The organism is Paenibacillus sp. FSL P2-0322 (assembly GCF_037975315.1).
Taxonomy (GTDB): domain Bacteria; phylum Bacillota; class Bacilli; order Paenibacillales; family Paenibacillaceae; genus Paenibacillus; species Paenibacillus polymyxa_B.
Genome location: NZ_CP150243.1, coordinates 574,243 through 592,182, shown reverse-complemented (window position 1 = coordinate 592,182; position 17,940 = coordinate 574,243). Strand labels below are relative to the sequence as shown.

At 40.0% G+C, this 17,940-nt stretch carries 20 protein-coding genes, 1 tRNA gene and 1 pseudogene; 9 read left to right on the top strand and 13 right to left on the bottom strand.

Annotated features, from left to right (window positions below):
• Positions 1-120: 120 nt before the first annotated feature.
• Positions 121-519 (top strand): hypothetical protein, encoded by a 399-nt coding sequence (locus MKY24_RS02685; RefSeq protein ID WP_028541163.1) that lies wholly within the window; start codon positions 121-123, stop codon positions 517-519.
• Positions 520-544: 25 nt separating this feature from the next.
• Here the strand turns inward: MKY24_RS02685 and MKY24_RS02680 are convergent, their stop codons facing one another.
• The 4 genes from MKY24_RS02680 to MKY24_RS02665 all read right to left on the bottom strand — a co-directional run bounded on the left by MKY24_RS02680 (position 545) and on the right by MKY24_RS02665 (position 2,900).
• Positions 545-904, bottom strand: a complete 360-nt coding sequence (locus MKY24_RS02680; protein ID WP_279835065.1) for a hypothetical protein — start codon at positions 902-904, stop codon at positions 545-547.
• 194 nt (positions 905-1,098) lie between these two features.
• Positions 1,099-1,251: a hypothetical protein gene (locus MKY24_RS02675; protein ID WP_305953841.1), complete on the bottom strand. Its 153-nt coding sequence runs from the start codon at positions 1,249-1,251 to the stop codon at positions 1,099-1,101.
• A 108-nt stretch (positions 1,252-1,359) separates the two neighbouring features.
• Complete coding sequence (locus MKY24_RS02670) at positions 1,360-1,620, bottom strand: recombinase family protein (RefSeq protein WP_337194206.1); 261 nt, start codon at positions 1,618-1,620, stop codon at positions 1,360-1,362.
• A 650-nt stretch (positions 1,621-2,270) separates the two neighbouring features.
• Complete coding sequence (locus MKY24_RS02665; RefSeq protein WP_279835066.1) at positions 2,271-2,900, bottom strand: flavin reductase family protein; 630 nt, start codon at positions 2,898-2,900, stop codon at positions 2,271-2,273.
• Positions 2,901-2,998: 98 nt separating this feature from the next.
• Here MKY24_RS02665 and MKY24_RS02660 point away from each other — a divergent pair, with 98 nt between their 5' ends.
• Positions 2,999-3,688 (top strand): winged helix-turn-helix domain-containing protein, encoded by a 690-nt coding sequence (locus tag MKY24_RS02660; protein ID WP_339201375.1) that lies wholly within the window; start codon positions 2,999-3,001, stop codon positions 3,686-3,688.
• Positions 3,689-3,711: 23 nt separating this feature from the next.
• On the opposite strand, the gene MKY24_RS02655 is transcribed toward MKY24_RS02660, so the two are convergent.
• The 3 genes from MKY24_RS02655 to MKY24_RS02645 are packed head-to-tail and all read right to left on the bottom strand — an operon-like array spanning position 3,712 to position 6,356.
• Complete coding sequence (locus MKY24_RS02655) at positions 3,712-4,866, bottom strand: hypothetical protein (protein WP_339201374.1); 1,155 nt, start codon at positions 4,864-4,866, stop codon at positions 3,712-3,714.
• 58 nt (positions 4,867-4,924) lie between these two features.
• Positions 4,925-5,518 carry a dienelactone hydrolase family protein gene (locus MKY24_RS02650; protein WP_339201373.1) on the bottom strand — a complete coding sequence of 198 codons (594 nt, stop codon included), beginning with the start codon at positions 5,516-5,518 and terminating at the stop codon, positions 4,925-4,927.
• Positions 5,502-6,356: an aminoglycoside 6-adenylyltransferase gene (locus MKY24_RS02645; RefSeq protein WP_339201371.1), complete on the bottom strand. Its 855-nt coding sequence runs from the start codon at positions 6,354-6,356 to the stop codon at positions 5,502-5,504. The genes MKY24_RS02650 and MKY24_RS02645 overlap by 17 nt, the downstream gene beginning before the upstream one ends.
• A gap of 178 nt (positions 6,357-6,534) precedes the next feature.
• Between MKY24_RS02645 and MKY24_RS02640 the strand changes: the two genes are divergently transcribed.
• The 3 genes from MKY24_RS02640 to MKY24_RS02630 all read left to right on the top strand — a co-directional run bounded on the left by MKY24_RS02640 (position 6,535) and on the right by MKY24_RS02630 (position 8,437).
• Complete coding sequence (locus MKY24_RS02640) at positions 6,535-7,077, top strand: GNAT family protein (RefSeq protein ID WP_339201370.1); 543 nt, start codon at positions 6,535-6,537, stop codon at positions 7,075-7,077.
• 17 nt (positions 7,078-7,094) lie between these two features.
• On the top strand, positions 7,095-7,460 hold the full coding sequence (locus tag MKY24_RS02635; RefSeq protein ID WP_025721907.1) for a cupin domain-containing protein: 366 nt from the start codon (positions 7,095-7,097) through the stop codon (positions 7,458-7,460).
• 164 nt (positions 7,461-7,624) lie between these two features.
• Entirely contained in the window at positions 7,625-8,437 is an 813-nt protein-coding gene (locus MKY24_RS02630; RefSeq protein WP_339201369.1) for an alpha/beta fold hydrolase, read from the top strand.
• An 82-nt stretch (positions 8,438-8,519) separates the two neighbouring features.
• Here the strand turns inward: MKY24_RS02630 and MKY24_RS02625 are convergent, their stop codons facing one another.
• Entirely contained in the window at positions 8,520-9,335 is an 816-nt protein-coding gene (locus MKY24_RS02625) for a DUF2935 domain-containing protein (protein WP_071639362.1), read from the bottom strand.
• Between the two features lie 227 nt (positions 9,336-9,562).
• Here MKY24_RS02625 and MKY24_RS02620 point away from each other — a divergent pair, with 227 nt between their 5' ends.
• Positions 9,563-10,552 (top strand): SPRY domain-containing protein, encoded by a 990-nt coding sequence (locus tag MKY24_RS02620; RefSeq protein ID WP_339201367.1) that lies wholly within the window; start codon positions 9,563-9,565, stop codon positions 10,550-10,552.
• A 130-nt stretch (positions 10,553-10,682) separates the two neighbouring features.
• Here MKY24_RS02620 and MKY24_RS02615 read toward each other — a convergent pair whose 3' ends face one another.
• On the bottom strand, positions 10,683-11,738 hold the full coding sequence (locus MKY24_RS02615; protein ID WP_339201366.1) for an acyltransferase family protein: 1,056 nt from the start codon (positions 11,736-11,738) through the stop codon (positions 10,683-10,685).
• 418 nt (positions 11,739-12,156) lie between these two features.
• On the opposite strand from MKY24_RS02615, the gene MKY24_RS02610 reads away from it, so the two are divergent.
• Both MKY24_RS02610 and MKY24_RS02605 read left to right on the top strand, forming a co-directional pair.
• Positions 12,157-12,798, top strand: coding sequence for a hypothetical protein (locus tag MKY24_RS02610; RefSeq protein WP_339201365.1), 642 nt, complete (start codon positions 12,157-12,159; stop codon positions 12,796-12,798).
• Positions 12,799-12,981: 183 nt separating this feature from the next.
• Entirely contained in the window at positions 12,982-14,103 is a 1,122-nt protein-coding gene (locus MKY24_RS02605; protein ID WP_220030665.1) for an SPRY domain-containing protein, read from the top strand.
• 241 nt (positions 14,104-14,344) lie between these two features.
• Here MKY24_RS02605 and MKY24_RS02600 read toward each other — a convergent pair whose 3' ends face one another.
• The 3 genes from MKY24_RS02600 to MKY24_RS02590 all read right to left on the bottom strand — a co-directional run bounded on the left by MKY24_RS02600 (position 14,345) and on the right by MKY24_RS02590 (position 16,539).
• A complete protein-coding gene (locus MKY24_RS02600) occupies positions 14,345-14,452 on the bottom strand; it encodes a hypothetical protein (protein WP_023986758.1) in 108 nt (35 codons plus the stop codon).
• 145 nt (positions 14,453-14,597) lie between these two features.
• Positions 14,598-15,479 (bottom strand): glycosyltransferase family 2 protein, encoded by an 882-nt coding sequence (locus tag MKY24_RS02595; protein ID WP_071639358.1) that lies wholly within the window; start codon positions 15,477-15,479, stop codon positions 14,598-14,600.
• 409 nt (positions 15,480-15,888) lie between these two features.
• Positions 15,889-16,539 carry a glycosyltransferase gene (locus MKY24_RS02590; RefSeq protein ID WP_339201364.1) on the bottom strand — a complete coding sequence of 217 codons (651 nt, stop codon included), beginning with the start codon at positions 16,537-16,539 and terminating at the stop codon, positions 15,889-15,891.
• 291 nt (positions 16,540-16,830) lie between these two features.
• Here MKY24_RS02590 and MKY24_RS02585 point away from each other — a divergent pair.
• A pseudogene (locus MKY24_RS02585) lies at positions 16,831-17,349 on the top strand (DUF3231 family protein).
• Positions 17,350-17,645: 296 nt separating this feature from the next.
• Here the strand turns inward: MKY24_RS02585 and MKY24_RS02580 are convergent.
• Positions 17,646-17,706: transfer RNA gene (locus tag MKY24_RS02580), tRNA-Thr, on the bottom strand.
• Between the last annotated feature and the right edge of the window lie 234 nt (positions 17,707-17,940).

The window sequence follows — 17,940 nt, the reverse complement described above, 5'->3', positions numbered from 1 at the left end:
CAGCCTTAAATCACCTACATAAGTGAGAGGGAATTGAAGACTGACGTCAAAAAATGTGGAGCCATTTAGATGTCAGCGACTCCATCAATTCTCTCATAAAAATTCGGGAGGTAATAAATTATGGCACAAATTCATTCTCAACACGCAACCTATCTTTCAAAAGATCAATTAAAGGAAATGATCGAACAATATACTGGAAAATCCGCTTCGACATTAGGATATGCAATTGGTGCATTCGGTTATAAACTTTGTTCTAACGCCCTTAAAGCAAAAATCCCACCTGTGATTGTAGCATGGCTGGGGGCAATTACTACTGTTGTAGCTGGTGCAGCCCTTCTTAAGGATATTAGCACCTATACTGAAAGACAGAATTTTGTAGGTTTGTTGCAAAATCTAGTCGATAATCCTAGACAGTACACCCGATTCAAAGTAGTATCGACCATTTGGATGGAATGGCATGAAGGTCCGACAATGGGTTATTACACCTATTATACGACAGTCTCCTATGAAGCAGTCTAAGCAGTAAACATAAAAAAGGGGCGGATCAATTCCGCCCTTTTTTTATAATCTCAGTAAAAGTTACACTACTGTAAATGAGGAAATATAATTCTGCGATTAGAAAAAGCAGCTTATGCATCCATGTTTCTTGTGACAGAAATAAAAACATGATAACTCCGAATGAAATTATAATCATAATCACTTCTACAATTGTATCACTTTTAATCCTGCTTCTCTGATTAGCCTGGTATTTTTCGTACAAAGCTCGACCAATCAAACGAATAGCGTAAGTAGCCATCAACCAATCATAAATAAAATGAGATGGATGATAAACAATACGCAATGTTAAGGTGGCCAAGAAAGCAATCAAAATAAGGACAATTGAATAATAGGGTTTCTTTAGCATAGTTTCAGTTTCTCCCCTTACTTCTTTTACAATTATTATACAGTATGTGTATGAAGATTCCATAAAATAAACATACTTGTAACCACAAGATCGGTTTTATCCGTTTTAATAATTGTATTTCATACTCGGCTACGTATCGGTAGAAGATTCTCTTCGACACGCCCAATTCATTCATGGCCGCGACTCTAGTAAAATCATTGGCTTTCCATTTTTCGTACACCTGAGTAAATATCGAACCCATCTGTTTCTTGGGCCGTACCAAACTCCCCACCTTCCTTTTTAGCAACAGCAATCCCTTCTGCTTGCCTGACACGATTCTTTTTCCGGTCCTCTGTTCGGCTCCCCATGCCAGCATACTAAGAAACTGGTCTTCCAGTAGCTTGCCTATATCACCCAGGGCCTTGAAACGGTGACTATCAAATAAGCTCTCATTCTTATGCATAAAATGTCGGCCTTCAGCTCAGGGGTAATATATTTCCACTCGCACAAAATGCCATTATATCTTGGCCAAGTCGATCAAGTGCATACAGGTATAACAGATCCCCTTCCCGAAGCATCAGCCGCATGGCGTTATATCGTATCCGGTTAAAGTATTTTCCACTTTGCTTGTCTATAAAAGTAAACCGTTCCTCAATGCCCAACTCCCGGAATTTTAGGAGCTGCCGTTCTGGATTTTGGCCTTTGGCCGACACCCGGGCATAAGCCATTTTTACCATGTGATGCATCGTCCTTTCAGTTCCAAAAAAGTGCACCATTAATATAGGAACGTTCCAATAGTGATTTATACACATTTCGGAACATGATGTAGACTGATTTAGAACCGTTCCTAAAAGCATGCTTTTAGGAATCCATTCACAAAGTTTCCGGAAGATATACACGGTTCAAACAAAGTTAATGTAGAAGTATGGGGCGTAGCCGGTTCGTTGCATTCGGACGCGAAATAATGGCTGAACAAATCAAAGAAGCTCCATACCGATGGCGAAGGCTGGAGCTTCTTTAGTTGTTTCTTAGGCTTTTTTATATACAGGCCATGACTATAATATTTTTTTATCTGAGATATTCGGGCTTATACATGCCAAGCCACTCCGCATATTCGCCTTGCTTGGCTCCTTAAAAACGCTTGATAAAGTAGTTGAAGCAGCAGCCGAAGATTGACCGCGCCAATATGCTCCATACCTATTCCCGGTGGTTTTCTCCTGTCTCACGCTCGCTTATAGACGTTTACTATCATACTTATGCCAATAATAATACCAACCAGCTTCCGCACAACGTCCAAAAGCTTCAGATACAAATCAAGAGACACGGCAGCCCCCCCTTTCGGGTAGCTTCGCCGTGTCATTCCCCACCAGTTACCTTGTCCCACTCATTATCGGAAGGTTTTGCCCAAATGCTCACCCAGGCCAAAATAATGACGGAAATTATAGATGAGTGGGCTCCACTTTGTCGGATCAATATGGTTCTCACCGAGGATCATATCCTGATGAACATGCACCTGGATGGCTTGAGTTTCGACGATCGCAAAATAAGGAGAATGGTCAGGAATTCTTACATCCTTCACCTTGGCTTCAATTTGAATAGGACATTCCCTGATTCGGGCGGGCTTGACCCTATTCGACTCAATCGAAGTTAGTCCGCTGATCTCATACTTATCTTTATGGTGCATAAATCCATGTTCCTTCTTTTCCACTGGAACAGGATTCTTGCCTGTATAAGGGGCTAAACGTTCTACATTTTCCCACATTGAAGGCCCCGGGACGTTGATTACACATTCGGAATGCCGCTCCATATTTTCTAATGCTTTGCCACCTGTTCCAATGCCTAATACCACACAATCTCCTAATGCCCACGAGGAGGAAATGGGGCTAATATTGGTTGTTCCATCCTCATTCAGCGTATTGAGTAAAATCACAGGGGTTCCGTAATATAAAATGCTAGGATTAATCGTTTTAACGTCTGGACTATAATTCATCTCATTCATCTGATTTATTGGGTTCATCATCTCTTCTCCTTCTATTCAGATCTACCTCCCTATTGTAAAATATAAATATTTCAACCTTCATCGAAGTATGGATTACAAAGGGGGATAACCGTGCCATGAGCACCAAATCAAATATAGCCATGATCGCTTCTCTTGTTAGCGATCCTTCCCGTGCAGCTATACTCACCGCTTTATTAGACGGCAGGTTCCACACGGCAAGTGAATTGGCCCATATGGCAGGCATCAAACCGCAAACAGCCAGCTTCCATCTGGCTAAAATGACCGAGGCACAAGTCATTACTGTGGAAAAACAAGGGCGTCACCGTTACTATGGCATTCAAGACCCCGAAGTTGCCCGGGTGATGGAGTCACTTTTATCCATAGCTCCACCTGTTCCCATTCATTCATTCAAACATGCCTCCGAAAACGAGGCCCTACGGTTGGCAAGAACTTGCTACGATCATGTTGCGGGTCAATTAGGCGTGCAGCTCATGAGTTTTTTCATTCAAAAGGGGATTCTTTCCGAAGATCAGGACGGGCTTCATATCACGGAACCAGGAGAGACTTTCTTCACTGACTTTCAGATTGACCTTACACAAACAAGACACAAGCGCCGCTCCTTCTCACATAAATGCCTGGATTGGAGTGAACGACGCCATCACCTTGCAGGTGCTTTAGGAAATGCTGTTCTGGACAGATTATTCGAATTAAATTGGATCGAGCGTCTGCCTACAACCCGAGCGATACGTGTTACAGCCGATGGTAAAAGAGGTTTTAAAGAGATATTTTCGATAGAGGTCGACTAGATCATCATAGTTCTAATCTTTTCTTAATCCGCGTCGGATTTTATGATTGGAGACAAGGCCAGTTGTTTTCTCGTCATCGGACGGACATAGGCATAATTGTTTTTTGGAGCCTTTCCTTTTGTCACACCTGCTTTATATCTTCCAGCTCCAGCCGGGATGGCGACCAAGGTTCCGTACGTTCTCATCGCACGTTCAATCGGGAAAGATACGGAACGCGTTCCGTCGGTAGATCCGGCAAAATGGACCGCGGCCGCATAGTTATTCAACCGATCGTTACTGTCATTCAGCCATACGGAACCCGAATCTCCAGGCCCAGTTCGTCCCTGGGTAAAACGAATGACGGTTTGATCACGGAAAATCTTGATTCCCGAATCGCCTCTCACCCTTTGTTCCACGCCAATCGCCTCCACGACCCCTCTGGCGAAGCCGTTGGTTTTTGCCATTCTTTTAAACGTCATTCCCAGACGGTAGCTTAATAAGTGCCCGGGTACGGTAATGAGGCCACCACTTTGGTTAATCAGATACCTTGGGTTAAGCAGACTGTTTGAATTGGCAATAGCGATGGCGGAGTCCTGAAAGTTAACCCCTGTCGTAGTAAGCGGGACAAATTGAAAAGCTCTCCCGATCTGATCCGCCGTTCTGCCCCCATCTGCCGGAGAAGGCTGAATGGTATTGTGAAATTGGTTTGTATTCGTCGGGACTAGAACATGGGCATTACTCAAAATAAACAGTGTATTATTCTTAATGACAATGAGCCCACCGGTCCCTCCCGCAGTGGTGGGAACCGTCGTTCCTACACTAACCGCACCGGGCACAGGACGCCATCTTTGGCGAGGGTTCGTTTGGGTAGGAGCCGCCGCTTCCATCTTGAAGGAGCCTGCACCTAGAATTCGGATAGGAATCGCAGAAGCTCGACTTATATCCTTTGTTACTGCCTGCAATTTGGTTTGTGTCACAGCCGAAAGATTTCTCAAGGTATATAACACAATCGCCGCACCCTTTGCCGGTCTATTGGGATCAGCATAACCTACGCCAATCCCTGTTACTCCGTTCCGCTTTAGCATCGTTCGCCAAATCCGGCTTTTCAATTTGAAGGCTTGATAAAAGGTAGCCAAAGCCACATACATCCCCTTTTCATAGTCAATGATGTATATACATATGACTAATCGGCACATCATGACTGTGCGTTTCCCTAGAACAATGAAAAAGGTGTGGGCTAGATGAACTGTTCATTGATCAACCTTCCTTGAAAAACCCTACCATTTCTTTAAATGATTGCTGGGCTGAGTGTACGTTATATCGGGGAGAGTACGGGTCACTGAATCCGTGCTGTCCACTGAATTTATGTACCCGGATATTACGGTTGTCTAAAATTGAAATGAGCTCATGCACATTAAATGATGGTTCTTCCTGTGGGAAAAAAAGCAATGTTGGACAATGTGGAGCTATTTCTAAATAATTTCGAATACGAGAGCCATAGTATCCTACGATTCCATCAACATACTTTTCTTTACTACACAGCCAGGCAATCGTTGCCCCTATGCTAAAGCCGACGATAAATACCTTTTTATAACGAGCTCGAATACTTAATAATAAACTTTCGATATGATAGAAAGCGCGCTCAAATCCTATATTATCCATAAAATTGGTGTAGGCAGTTTCCTCTTGCGAATAGTCATAAGGTGTTTCCTTGCCTAGTAAATTTGGACAAATGACGTCATAACCCTGATCCGATAATAGGCTGCAAAAATTTTGTATATGCTGGTTAATCCCATAAATCTCATGCAGCACAACAATTAGGGTGTCCGACTTTTTATCTATGCTTATCATATTGTCCCCCTAACCAGGCTTGAATATGGGAAAATAATTCATTCGGATGCGCGTATTTATACTTAGCTGCTACTTCCGAGGATAACCGTTTGAACAACTCCAAGGATACGATCAGTGCTTCCCAACTATGATTGGGGTCGTATTCCCCAAAAGATTTTTTCAAATCAGCAAACACATCTTGATCAGCCCATTCATTTATGAATTTCCCTGCATGCCAAGTATCATATTCCGATCCATGTACAGCTTTTGCATGCCACTCTATCATTTGCAGCAATAATTGTTTACAGTCCGTATCTCTTTGCTTAGCTACCCACAGATCATTGCGCAAAATTTGTTTAGCCACATATAGAGAGGCGAAGCAATACATATTAACAACCTGTAGATAAGCACCTTCAGATATCGGAGGAGTACCCGGGATCGTAGTGGTTTGAGGGATGATTTGGTTTCCATTTCCCGTCTTATCGAGCAGCATCCTAACCCCACGCTGAAATCCTTCAGGAATATGCCCATTTTTGATTATATGATCCAGATCAGAAGTATGACGGAATAGAAAATCAACCTCAGCCCCTTGGTCAAAGAGAACTAGTTTTTCTGGATCTCCTTTTGCCGTTCGAAACATAAAGCTGGTCCAAACCTTGCCAATGTTTAGTAACCATTGATCATTTTGAAGATAGTAATCTGGATTCGTTGAAAAGACGACTACATCCAAGTCAGAAAACTCATCAAAAGGTTTGTCCTCTCTTGCACGGGACCCAACGATATAAACCGCAATAATTTCTTCATTAGAGAGTCCCCATTCAGATATGCGCTCCTCGAGCACTTCGTAAGCATTATTCATTACAATATATCCTCCTTTTTTTAGAAAACATTATATCCCTTCCAATAATTACGGTATATATTTTTTAGTTAACATTCAAAGGAATGCTTCCTGATATACACCATTCGTCAAATCAATTTCCTAGTCTTCAGCCTGTGATATAATTCTTTCAATATTACAGTTTGGAAGGATGGTGCAGATGTTGGAGCAGCCAGTATACATCCGGTTCTCTGAGGAGACGGACGCCGCAGAATTGACAGCAATGTACAAGCGCAATCGGGAATTGTTTGAGAAGTTTTCGCCAAACAACCAAGAGAAGTACTATACGGAGGAGCACCAGCTCCAGACGATTATTAAGAGCAAGGCCGACATGATGGAGGACCGGAAATATTCCTTCGTGGTATGTCACAAGGAGGACGACCGGATTATAGGCAGCATAGATCTATCTTTTGTGGTGAGGGGACCGCTTCAGAGCTGTATGATCGGATACAGCCTAGACCAAGCATATAACGGCAAGGGCTATACGACGGAGGCGGTGAAGCAGGTGGTTCGCTATGCTTTCGATGAGCTAAAGTTTCACCGGATCTTCGGGGAAGCCTCTCCTCGGAATCCAGGATCCATCCGTGTGCTTGAGAAGGCTGGCTTTCATAAAGAAGGCATCTCTCGAAGCAACGTAAAGATCAACGGAAAATGGGAGGATCACCAGGTTCTGGCGATTATAAATCCGTCTGAGGATATCTAGTTTAAAAGGAGGGTATTATGAAGTATCAATCCATCAAACTGAATGAAAAGTTATCTAAGTTTAGTGATCATTGGTCTCCGAAAGTTATTGGTGAAATGAATGACTATCAATTTAAATTGGTGAAAATAGTTGGGGATTTTGTATGGCACGATCATCAAGATACCGACGAGGTCTTTATTGTACTTGAAGGTGAGATGTTCATTGATTTTAGAGATGGACGGGTACAGGTTTCTCAGGGAGAAATGTTTATTGTACCTAAGGGGGTCGAACACAAGCCATTCGCACATCAGGAGTGCCATATCATGCTAGTAGAGCCGAGAGGTGTAGTAAATACTGGAGGAGCAGAGTCAGAATTAACGGCAGTCAATGATATTTGGATTTAAAATGCAATAATGACGAGCTTTAATACAGAATAAACATACGTATTTTGTGCTAATTCGAGAAAGGAAAGGTATGGTGGATGATAAGAAACGCAGAATTTAAGAATAGTTATGCAGGATGGCGAGAAGTAGAAATAAAGGATTCCTCCCTAGGCATTACATTTCCCATGATGGTAATGTATCCAGCGGACGAACCCGAACAAATAGAGCGATTGGGTCCATACCAGTTAGAGTTGGCGAGAGAGGCAGATCTATCAGAAGGAAGATTCCCTTTGGTTATCATCTCTCACGGTACTGGCAGTACGCCGCTTGTGTATCGGATTTTGGCGCAGCATTTAGCACGCAATGGTTTTATTGTCGGCATTCCAGAGCATCCATTTAACAATCGAAATGACAATAGTTTGGAAGGAACAGCACAGAATCTTACCTATAGACCTAGACACCTTAATATGGTCACCGACTGGTTTTTCGATAGTATGCTGTTCAAGGACAAATTAATACAGAATGCTGTGTCTCTCATCGGACATTCCATGGGCGGTTACACGGCATTAGCGGTGGCGGGTGGCGTGCCGACTTCTTTGCCTCACGAGACCTCGGACGGAAAGCCCCAGCTTATAGAGGTTACACCAAATTACCGAGTAAAATGTCTCGTTTTACTAGCGCCAGCGTCGGTCTGGTTTCGAGCTGAAGGTAGCTTGCGTGCGGTTAATCTACCTATCTTAATGATGGATGCAGAGAAGGATCAGTACACTCCTTCTTTACACGCTCGTTTAATATTAGATGGCGTGCCAGATCCTAAGAAGGTGCAATACAAAACAGTAAAAAACGCCGGACATTTCTCCTTTCTGAGTCCTTTCCCGGAATCGATGAGGACTCCGGCCTTTCTCCCATCGCAAGACCCTCCCGGCTTTGATCGCGAACATTTCCATAAGATGCTTAATGCTGACATATTGGATTTTCTATGTACTCATACACGTTAGTTGGATGACAACAGCGGCTGTCTAAAACTTTATTTTTCAAGTCTTGGTCTGCCGCTGTTTGATTTTTTGTCCACTTTAAAGTTTAGTGCATGATTTCTCTCTTGTTCACCTTAACACCTGATAAGGATTGATCAAACATATCGAGAATAAAAAGGAACCTCTCAGCTTCACGAAATACATGATCGGCCAATAAAGGATGGATAATGCTTTTTATTCGGCACTCATCGATTAAATCACGCGCTGTTTTCTTAAAATCACGCAAAGACTTCACAGAGACACGGTTCTCATCAACAAATTGACTCAGGAGTGGAACGGTTTGTGACTGTGGCCGCATATGACTTAGGTCAATCGCTTGAAACATCAGCATATCAAAATCATTACTAAACTCCCTCGCTTGTTCAACCAGTTTACGTTCGGATGGATCAAGCAAATGGCCTATAAATTTTGCGTGATCGGCCATGATTTTTAAGAAAAATACATTTTCATCAATAATTGCATCGGGTAATGGTTCAAGCTTTCCTGAATTGAGTTCTCCTAAACGATTTCTGAAATAATTGGCTTCCCGGCTTACGTGATCTACCAGTAAGGGGAAATTGGTTTGCCCAGGAAGCTTGCATTGTAATATAAGACCCAATACCATTCTCTTAAATGCCCAAATATTTGTCGCTGCATTCTGAACTTCCGTATTAAACTCTTTGATTGTATAAGGATCTGTCTCGATATTAAATTCATACGATCTTTTCTCAATATCCTCAAAAATAGCGTAAAACTGATTGGCTTCTGTTTTAAGTTGAGTATCTTCCGCTCTAAAACCTAACCCCAGAAAAAAGGAATGCTCCTTCATAATCCTGGACCAAAATCGTATTTCATCTAATGAGCGTGAAACGAATGCATCCAATCATATCCCTCCTCTATGTGAGCAAAAAAGCACTTACTTAGTCATATGGAATATGCCAGGTCATTATGAATATCGAATCCCACGCCTCATACTAATCTAATTCTGAAGTCAACAAATTAAATTCCATAATAATACTCATATTGGAATATATATCATTTAATGTTTGGACAATTATCCCAATCCAGTTCTATAATTCACTTGTTATTACATATATTTAGGAGGAAGTCATGAAAAATATTATATTCAAAAAACTAGGAATAATAGTGTTAGCCCTTCTCATTGGGGTTTCGGTGTTCTCATTGTTCCCTACCGTTACAAAAGCTGAGACTACTAACGTGACTTGGACAAATGGGTCTTTAACAAAAACAATTCCTGAATGGAATCAAAACGATATTACTATGATAGGTAAAAACTCAGGAAAATGGTACTGGGAAGTAACTCTTGATAAAGGAAGTGGATACATCGGAGTCGCTAGTGCAGACAAGACAAAAAGAATCATTTACGGTAGTCACTTGGGGGTGAATATCGGTCCCACAAGCCCTGCCTTTGGCACTGGTATTTATGATTATGGAAAATCTTTCATGGCAAATGATGTGATATCGGTTGCCTTAGATTTAGAAAATAATACAATAACCTTCTACAACAACGGTGTATCACAAGGTGCTTCAAAGTATACCCCTTCTTTAGTCGGTACTCCTATACATCCTTTCATAAGCAACGATCTATTACAAGGGCCTACTATATATACTGCTAATTTCGGTGCTAGCCAATTTAAATATCCAGTCCCTGAAGGATTTTTGCCTTACCAAGAATCGGGTACATCTACTACACCGGATCCATCTACAAAGCCTGATCCATCTACTACGCCGGATCCGTCTACAAAGCCTGATCCATCTACTACACCGGATCCGTCTACAAAGCCTGATCCATCTACTACGCCGGATCCGTCAGATACCGATGGGGCCACCCAGCCAACTGGTGATCGCGCCATTCTGACTGTAACGATGGACAATGGATTTGATAAAGAATTCGATTTGAGTAAAAAAGAACTCAATGCCTTCATCGCATGGTATGACGCTAAAGATGCTGGTAGAGGTGCTTCTTTCTTTGCCATTGACAAGCACAATAACAACAAAGGTCCATTCAGCAATCGTAAAGACTACGTAATCTTCAACAAAATTCTCACATTTGAAGTAAGCGAATATTCAACGAAATAAACATGATGAAGGACTTCATATCGGCTAACATGCCAATGAAGTCCTTTTTTCACCGTTACCCTAATCTCGAAATCACGCCTACATTGCTATACTGGATGATACATTTTTCCTAGACCAAAGCTTTGCACACCTACACTTGGCCCCCAACTTTGTTTGTACTTAGATCAATATTTTTTGTGTACACTTTGGTATTAATGAGACTAATGATGCTGTTAACTACAATTGAAGTAAGGACCGTTAACAACGTTAGCCACAACAAGATCAAGATAGATATCTTGGGGAAGAAAACAATACTTTGAAAATAATAATAACAAAAAAAGGTGTGAGTTAACCAAATATTCATTGAATTTTTACCTAAGTAAGCGAAAGGTCTGGCTAGTTTTAATTTATTCATTAAATGAATACTAACGAGGATAAGTACAGGAGCTATGATCATATCAATCGTTGTCTTCTCAAATAATTGACTCGTGGTACGAAAATGAAATAGCACTACAATTATTATAATATCAAACAGTATGTTATTAAATATGATGGAATTATAAATCTTATTCATCCATGAATACAATTTATATTTAGCAAAGAACAACCCTATCATAAACGGCAACTGCCAATACATAATACTGTAATAATTTCCTTGTGAATATGAATTATAAAAAACAAGGCCGGAAATGAGTAGAGTTACCCATGCGTTACGTTGAAAGGCTTGGAAGGTGACCGGAAAAATTAATAGCAGCAGAATATAATCATATAAAAACCACCACTCACCATTATATGAACTTGATAGGGCTATAAAATTCCGCAAAAAATCCATTATTGAATTATTTTGAAACCTATCAGAATTTCCAAAAAAGTATAGACCAGCTGGGATAAAAAGCAAAAAAACAACCCAGTAATTTATCATTATTTTGCTTAATCTTGTAAAGCTTTTCTGCATCAAATGATGTGGATTTTGAACATTGCTCTTATATAATCCATAACCACTTAGAAACAAAAAAATAGATATTGCTATTTGCCCAAAATGTCCTACATAAAATTCCCCTCTTTCATGAAATAAACTAAATAATGAAACATAGTCGTACTTTAATCTGTCAGGAAAAGCAAAAAGGTGATGGATCAAAAGTAGTATTACAGCAATACCTTTTGCAATATTTGTTTCTGCAAGCTTTAATTCCTTGTCATGGTGCACACAATATCCTCTTTTCTAGTTGTACTTGAATAGAGATATATTAGCACAAACCAAAAATATAGAATATTTATTTTTTTTAATACCCTTACATCCTCCATTTTTATACAAAAATAGCGGTCTCTAAAAGCCTAGGACCACGCTGTGCCTGAGTTTGTAAGTTATTGGTGAAGGAGATAACCCCCGCCTTTGCGGTATTGCCTAATTTGATAGAATGAGTAATTTATACATTTTTTAGCAATTCAGTGCGTCCGATATCACATATTAATGAAAGGCCTCTAGAATAGAAAAATCCACTGTATTATCCTTGTTGTTAAACTTAAAAGTATTATGTATTCAACACTAATATTCGATAATAAAGGTAACAAGATAAAATGAGCAACTACCTCAACCGATGAGGACACTCACAGGAGAATTCGTCATGTTAAAAAAGGTTCTATTCATTGCTCTACTTTCTGTAGCTCTAACAGCTTGTGGAAGCAATTTTAAAGAAACAACGACAAGGTCTGGGTCTTCAAGCACGTCCTTTGCTACTGAACAAACAGTAAGCAATGAAAATACTGCTCAGCAAGCTTCTACAAATGAGGTCACAGATAAAGAATATTTATTTGCTGAATTCTTGAAAGATGGAACACCCGTGTTAACAGAAGATCAAGCTTCTATGGAACAAACCTCTTATGACTTCATTGCTAAAAACAGTGACTTATTTCCTTCCACAGATAAAAGCAAAGTCATTAATCTAGTAGACAAATCCGTAACAACAAAACACTTAAATAAAAATTTGAACTTATACTTAAACAAATTTGTAAAAATAAGCGGGGATGTAATAGATATAGAAGAAGATAATATTCCTATAGGGACAACGGCTATCGTTTATATTAGTGATGAAAATGATAATACAGTAATGGCAGTTTATCCGGGAGCAAGTGGAGAAATTTTTGAAGGAGACGTTGCTACAGTTATTGGAGTTCCTATCGCTAATTTTTCATATGAAAATGTTTCAGGTGGCTATACGAATACTACACTGTTAGCAGCTTCTTTTCTCACGAAAGAAAATCAATAAATTTTAATCATGTAAGCCCTTCGGGGCTTTTTCTTTTAAGCAAAAACAGAATTAAATTGTTACGTTTCATTGTTAAAAAGTAATTATTTTACTTCTTATTCAATATATGCATTAAAATGTTTAGACGATACATATTGAAACTGCTAAACTCGCATAATAATACATAAATAAGGAGAGATTTTGTTGAAAAGAGTTATTTCGTCATTATTGCTACTGGGATTTTTTACTCTAATATGTTTTAGTTCCTCGACATACGCTGCTACAAAAAACGTAGTGTGGGAAAAGAGCCAGTCTGTTTCGGCCACCGTAGATTCAAGTGGAACTAAAGCAAGTGTGGGAAAAACCAAAGGAAAATGGTATTGGGAAGTCACAGTAACAGCTCAAGCAAGTACCACAACTGGCATTGGTATCGTCGGTGAAGGTAAGCAATACAATGGACCAGGTGCAGGAGCTCTTCAGAATTGGATGTATTATGCTGCAAACGGAAACACTTATCCGGGGATCGTTTCTTCTGGAACAACCTACACATTAAAAGACGTTATTGGTGTGGCTTTGAATATGGATGATGACAAGATAAGCTGGTATAAGAATGGTGTATTCGTTTATACAAGTACCTTTAAACCAAGCGATCTTCCAGGAGAGATTGTGACTCCTTCGATCACAGGTGGTTCAGCTGGCAGCTTTTCGTTTGACACAAATTTTGGTGCGACTCCATTCACGCACAGTATTCCAGAAGGGTTCCTCCCCTACCAACAACCTGAAAATTCATTAACTCTTAATGCAACAGGGAATGAAGAAAATATTCAATTGCAGTGGAATGAAATAACAGGAGTCACTACTTATAAAATTGAAAGAGCACTAGCCCCTGGGGGTCCGTATGAAGAAATTGCCTCAGATATTTCTGGTACTTCTTATACTGATAATAAAGTTGAAGAAAACACTACCTATTATTACGTAGTTTCTGCGAATATCTCCATGGATCAAGTTGTATCCAATGAAGCAAATGCTATTGTAAAGAAATCCACGCCCGATCCGTCTGATCCAACCGAACCAGAACAACCTAGTGGTGACCGTGCCATCTTGGTTGTAACGATGGACAATGGATTGGATAAGGAATTCGATCTGAGTAAAAAAGAACTGAATGCCTTTGTCGCTTGGTATGATGCTAAAGATGCCGGGAGAGGTGCTTCTTTCTTTGCCATTGATAAGCATAATAATAACAAAGGTCCATTCAGCAACCGTAAGGACTACGTAATATTCAATAAAATCCTTACATTTGAAGTAAGCGAGTATTCAACGAAATAAACAACAAAAGAGGTAGACTGTCCGCTGTGCAGGACTCAAGATGCCTCGCGGCTTAAGTGGACCAGAAACCCACGCAAGGTTGCTTACAATAAGGTGTACAATCGCAGCATGTTCGATATATTTAAAGTGATTAAGAAATTGTTCAAAAGAAAAAAGCTCTGCCGACCCATAGGGTTAGCAGAGCTTTTTATCTAATCTAATTTCGGGCAGATTATGAAATCATACAATTCTTTTCACAAAATTAAACCCAACATGATTTAAGGATGATAACCAAGAGGATATAGAGCACCAAAATGGCCGCTGTAGAAGTCCACACACCGCAAACAGCTGCACCTGCACATCCGCTCATAGCTTTAGCCCTCCTTTATTTGTCGTCATTTTAATATATGTGTAAATATGTTTTATGACCGGGCATTCAGGTAAACATAAAACACCCCATTTACACACGCCAGCGGGATATTAGGATACTTTCCAATCGCTTGCTGATATCTTTGTTAATATGGGAGATGGGATATACACCGTGAAAAAGCCATGCTTAATAGTTCCTGATTGTAAATCTGATACTTACAGTTTTGATCCAACACCCAATTCGCAAATCCTACAGCTTTAGTGTAGCAATTATAATCATAGGGATTAATTTTATACTCAAGAATATCCAGCATAATCTGATTTTCTTCATCTGATAATTCCAAGCCCAACTGGCTAAACTGTCTTTGTCGAATTCTCCGAGCAGTGGCGTCTTGTATTGCTTTGTACTGATTGGACACTTGTCCTTTATGTTGACGATAATACAATAAGTTTATGGGGAGGTTCGCTATTTGTACCTGAGAAGCTAATCGGTTCCACAGTTCGTAGTCTTCGGCATGGGGATAATTACTATCATATTGAATGTTTAGCCGACGTATCATGCTATTGCGTATTATTGTGACAGGATGGCAGATACAGCAATGGAATAACAACCATGTTTTAATTTCTTCATGACTGGCCGGATTCACCTTAAGTACTCCTCCACTAGAAGTAGTAAAAGCAGCACCGCATACATCAATTAAGGGATTTTGATCCATAAATGATATTTGCACATCCAATCGATCTGGCGTACAAATATCATCGCTATCCATACGAACGATATATTCACCAGTTGCCCTATTGAATCCCTCGTTTAAAGTAGCGACCAAACCTTGATTGGTACTATGAAAGATTTTAATTACTCTAGGATCTGTTATCTGTGAAATAAGAAAAGCGGATCCATCTGTTGAGCCATCATCAATAATAATTAATTCAAAATCGGAATAGGTTTGAACTAAAATACTGTGGACTGCTTCCCAAACATAAGCCACAGTATTATAAACTGGCAGTATAACTGAAGCTCGTGGCACAAGAAGTTCCCTCCATTCTACATTTTAAAATAAGAAAATATTATTTTACATAAGCGAACTACCCTTTTTTCTCGAAACCAGTTCTTCATATGTTCATGCTCCAAGTATATGTATTGAAATATATTTTGAGGCGGCTTCTCGGTAAAAAAGGTCGTACTAAAAAAGACTAGTAGAACCGACAATATAATTTCCCCTTTTAAAAAGATTATTGAAATAAAATAGACTTATTGTAATTTTTTTATTCATGAACCACCTTACCCCTGTCCTACACATTACGAGTGCTTCGTAATAGATTCAATAGAACTGAGCTTGTATTAACGATTCATTAAACCGATAAAAAAGCTTTCTATATCACCCTTTGGGGTGATCATAGAAAGCTAATCTGCTTTGCAGCGTCTATAGCGCTCACTTAAAATTTTCCAGGAAACTGTTTGACAATGCCTTCTGTCAGGATGTCCGCTAAATGAATCATATGGATCTCGTTTTTGTCAGTTGATGCAATACCCGCTTTCCAATCTCCTTTGATATAGTCAAGGACTAATTCCGTAATCAACTGAAGGTGCGTATACAGCATATCTTGTAGTGTTTTAAACTGCCAGTTCGGATTCGCTGCACTTAAAAATTTGGCGATATCATCGGCGTTTGTACGCCAATCCGCCTCTAGCTTTTTCACATCCGCCTGATTACCCGCTTTAGCAGCCGCTACAATTTTCCCTGCGATTAGAATATGCTCCCTCAGAAGATCAGTCAGCTTATTACCAGCGGCTTCCCCATAATAAGGCTTGATCACATTGCCTATATCTTGCTGGTTCCGTAAAAGCCGGTCCAATACGTCCTTCTGATCTTGAAGATTAGATATGGCGCTGACAATATAGTTCCTCGTCCATATCGTATGGTCGATCCATACCTTCTGCATATCGCCTTTCAGTTGCACCATTTTGGAACTTAGGCAAGTAGAATCCTTCTCCTCCCCTACCTTCGCTTGCGCGACTACTAACGGAGTCATGCTAAAAACGAGCGCCAAGGTTAACGGCAATGCCAACAGCCATTTGTTTTTCAATTCATCTGCTCCTCTGTACTTTTGGAATAAAACAGGCTGTCTTATTATGGTTCAAATATCCGTTTTTAATTCAAAACACAAAAAAAGCCTGCCGGTGATTAGCCAGCAGAGCGACTTTATATACGCTTCAAAACATGAAATCATTAATGCAACAACAACCATTATCTTCATTTTTTCAACATACGTATTTAGCATGCCCAATAGAACTTATTTCATATACACACATTAATTCTTTACTACTGGGAATCATAAATTTGTACATCATTAAAATAAACAAGGAGTGGTTTTATAATGGGTATCCTAAGCGGGAATCCAAAAGACGAGCCCATGCATTACGGAGAAATTTATAGTGTGTAGCAGTTGTCAGCGTTAGCGAAAGGCAGCGTTTCATTTTACCAAGCATGTTTAAACCACGCAGGAGACAAGGAACTCAAAAAAGTACTGGATGATCTTATTGATCAAGCTAAACTGGAAATTCAAGAATGCGACGCAATGCTTACTGATAATGGAATTGCCCCAGCTCCTATTTTGCCTGAAAGACCCCCTGTGAAACTTGAGGATATCCCGGTTGGTGCAAGGTTTACTGATCCCGAAATTGCAGCTAAAATCGCATTAGATACCTCTGTGGGATTGACATCTTGCAGCCAAGCTATGGGTCAATCCATTAGAGAAGACATCGGGGCTTTATTTGCGAAATATCATCTAACTAAGACTGCTTTGGGAGTCCGTATTCTAAAAATGAACAAAGAAAAGGGTTGGCTAATACCTCCTCCTCTTCAATTAAAAAGACCTGAACCAGTTAAAGCCTAAATTTCCTGTACGATCTTCAACACACCGTTCCTTAGATTGTTTAACAAAAATCCCCGCCGACCAGTTAAGGTTTGCGGGGATTTAATCTTATTTAGAGTATTCACTTAACTTCACCGTTTGATATTTTGAGCAGATGTCTCCTTTGTAAGATATAAGGAGATAACAAGCCTAAAGCTAAGGACACATGCAATTGTAGTTATAATATGAATTGATTGGGAGAAGAATGCTCACTCCAACAAAAAAGCGCGTCCTCCAAAAACTTGGGAGCCGCGCTGTGCTTGAGTTTCATTGAATGCTGGTGAAGGGAATTGAACCCCCGGCCTACGCATTACGAGTGCGTTCCGGTACAGTTCAGGATAGATTAATGAATATCTAGAGGATGCCGTGATAAGTGGCATCCTTTTGTTCGCTAAAGGACAGTTAGGCTATAGCTAGTGCTACAATCGGCATGAGAGAAATTTCTCGAATAAATAAAAGCATCTTTTAGAAGGATTTTTCAATAGATAGATTAACTCAATTACTAAGGCTTGAACCAACAGAATCCATAGAGTGGTGACAAGGATGGCAGTCGGTCTTAGCTATAAAAAGGAA

Excerpts from the sequence above, each read along its gene's own strand:
- MKY24_RS02610 (WP_339201365.1), top strand. The coding sequence starts at position 12,157 with ATGTTAAAAAAGGTTCTATTCATTGCTCTACTTTCTGTAGCTCTAACA.
- MKY24_RS02640 (WP_339201370.1), top strand. The coding sequence starts at position 6,535 with ATGTTGGAGCAGCCAGTATACATCCGGTTCTCTGAGGAGACGGACGCC.
- MKY24_RS02620 (WP_339201367.1), top strand. The coding sequence starts at position 9,563 with ATGAAAAATATTATATTCAAAAAACTAGGAATAATAGTGTTAGCCCTT.
- MKY24_RS02600 (WP_023986758.1), bottom strand. The coding sequence starts at position 14,452 with ATGAGCGGATGTGCAGGTGCAGCTGTTTGCGGTGTGTGGACTTCTACA.
- MKY24_RS02645 (WP_339201371.1), bottom strand. The coding sequence starts at position 6,356 with ATGAATAATGCTTACGAAGTGCTCGAGGAGCGCATATCTGAATGGGGA.
- MKY24_RS02660 (WP_339201375.1), top strand. The coding sequence starts at position 2,999 with ATGAGCACCAAATCAAATATAGCCATGATCGCTTCTCTTGTTAGCGAT.
- MKY24_RS02650 (WP_339201373.1), bottom strand. The coding sequence starts at position 5,518 with ATGATAAGCATAGATAAAAAGTCGGACACCCTAATTGTTGTGCTGCAT.
- MKY24_RS02685 (WP_028541163.1), top strand. The coding sequence starts at position 121 with ATGGCACAAATTCATTCTCAACACGCAACCTATCTTTCAAAAGATCAA.
- MKY24_RS02680 (WP_279835065.1), bottom strand. The coding sequence starts at position 904 with ATGCTAAAGAAACCCTATTATTCAATTGTCCTTATTTTGATTGCTTTC.
- MKY24_RS02665 (WP_279835066.1), bottom strand. The coding sequence starts at position 2,900 with ATGAACCCAATAAATCAGATGAATGAGATGAATTATAGTCCAGACGTT.
- MKY24_RS02655 (WP_339201374.1), bottom strand. The coding sequence starts at position 4,866 with ATGATGTGCCGATTAGTCATATGTATATACATCATTGACTATGAAAAG.
- MKY24_RS02670 (WP_337194206.1), bottom strand. The coding sequence starts at position 1,620 with ATGGTAAAAATGGCTTATGCCCGGGTGTCGGCCAAAGGCCAAAATCCA.
- MKY24_RS02635 (WP_025721907.1), top strand. The coding sequence starts at position 7,095 with ATGAAGTATCAATCCATCAAACTGAATGAAAAGTTATCTAAGTTTAGT.
- MKY24_RS02630 (WP_339201369.1), top strand. The coding sequence starts at position 7,625 with ATGATGGTAATGTATCCAGCGGACGAACCCGAACAAATAGAGCGATTG.
- MKY24_RS02675 (WP_305953841.1), bottom strand. The coding sequence starts at position 1,251 with ATGGGGAGCCGAACAGAGGACCGGAAAAAGAATCGTGTCAGGCAAGCA.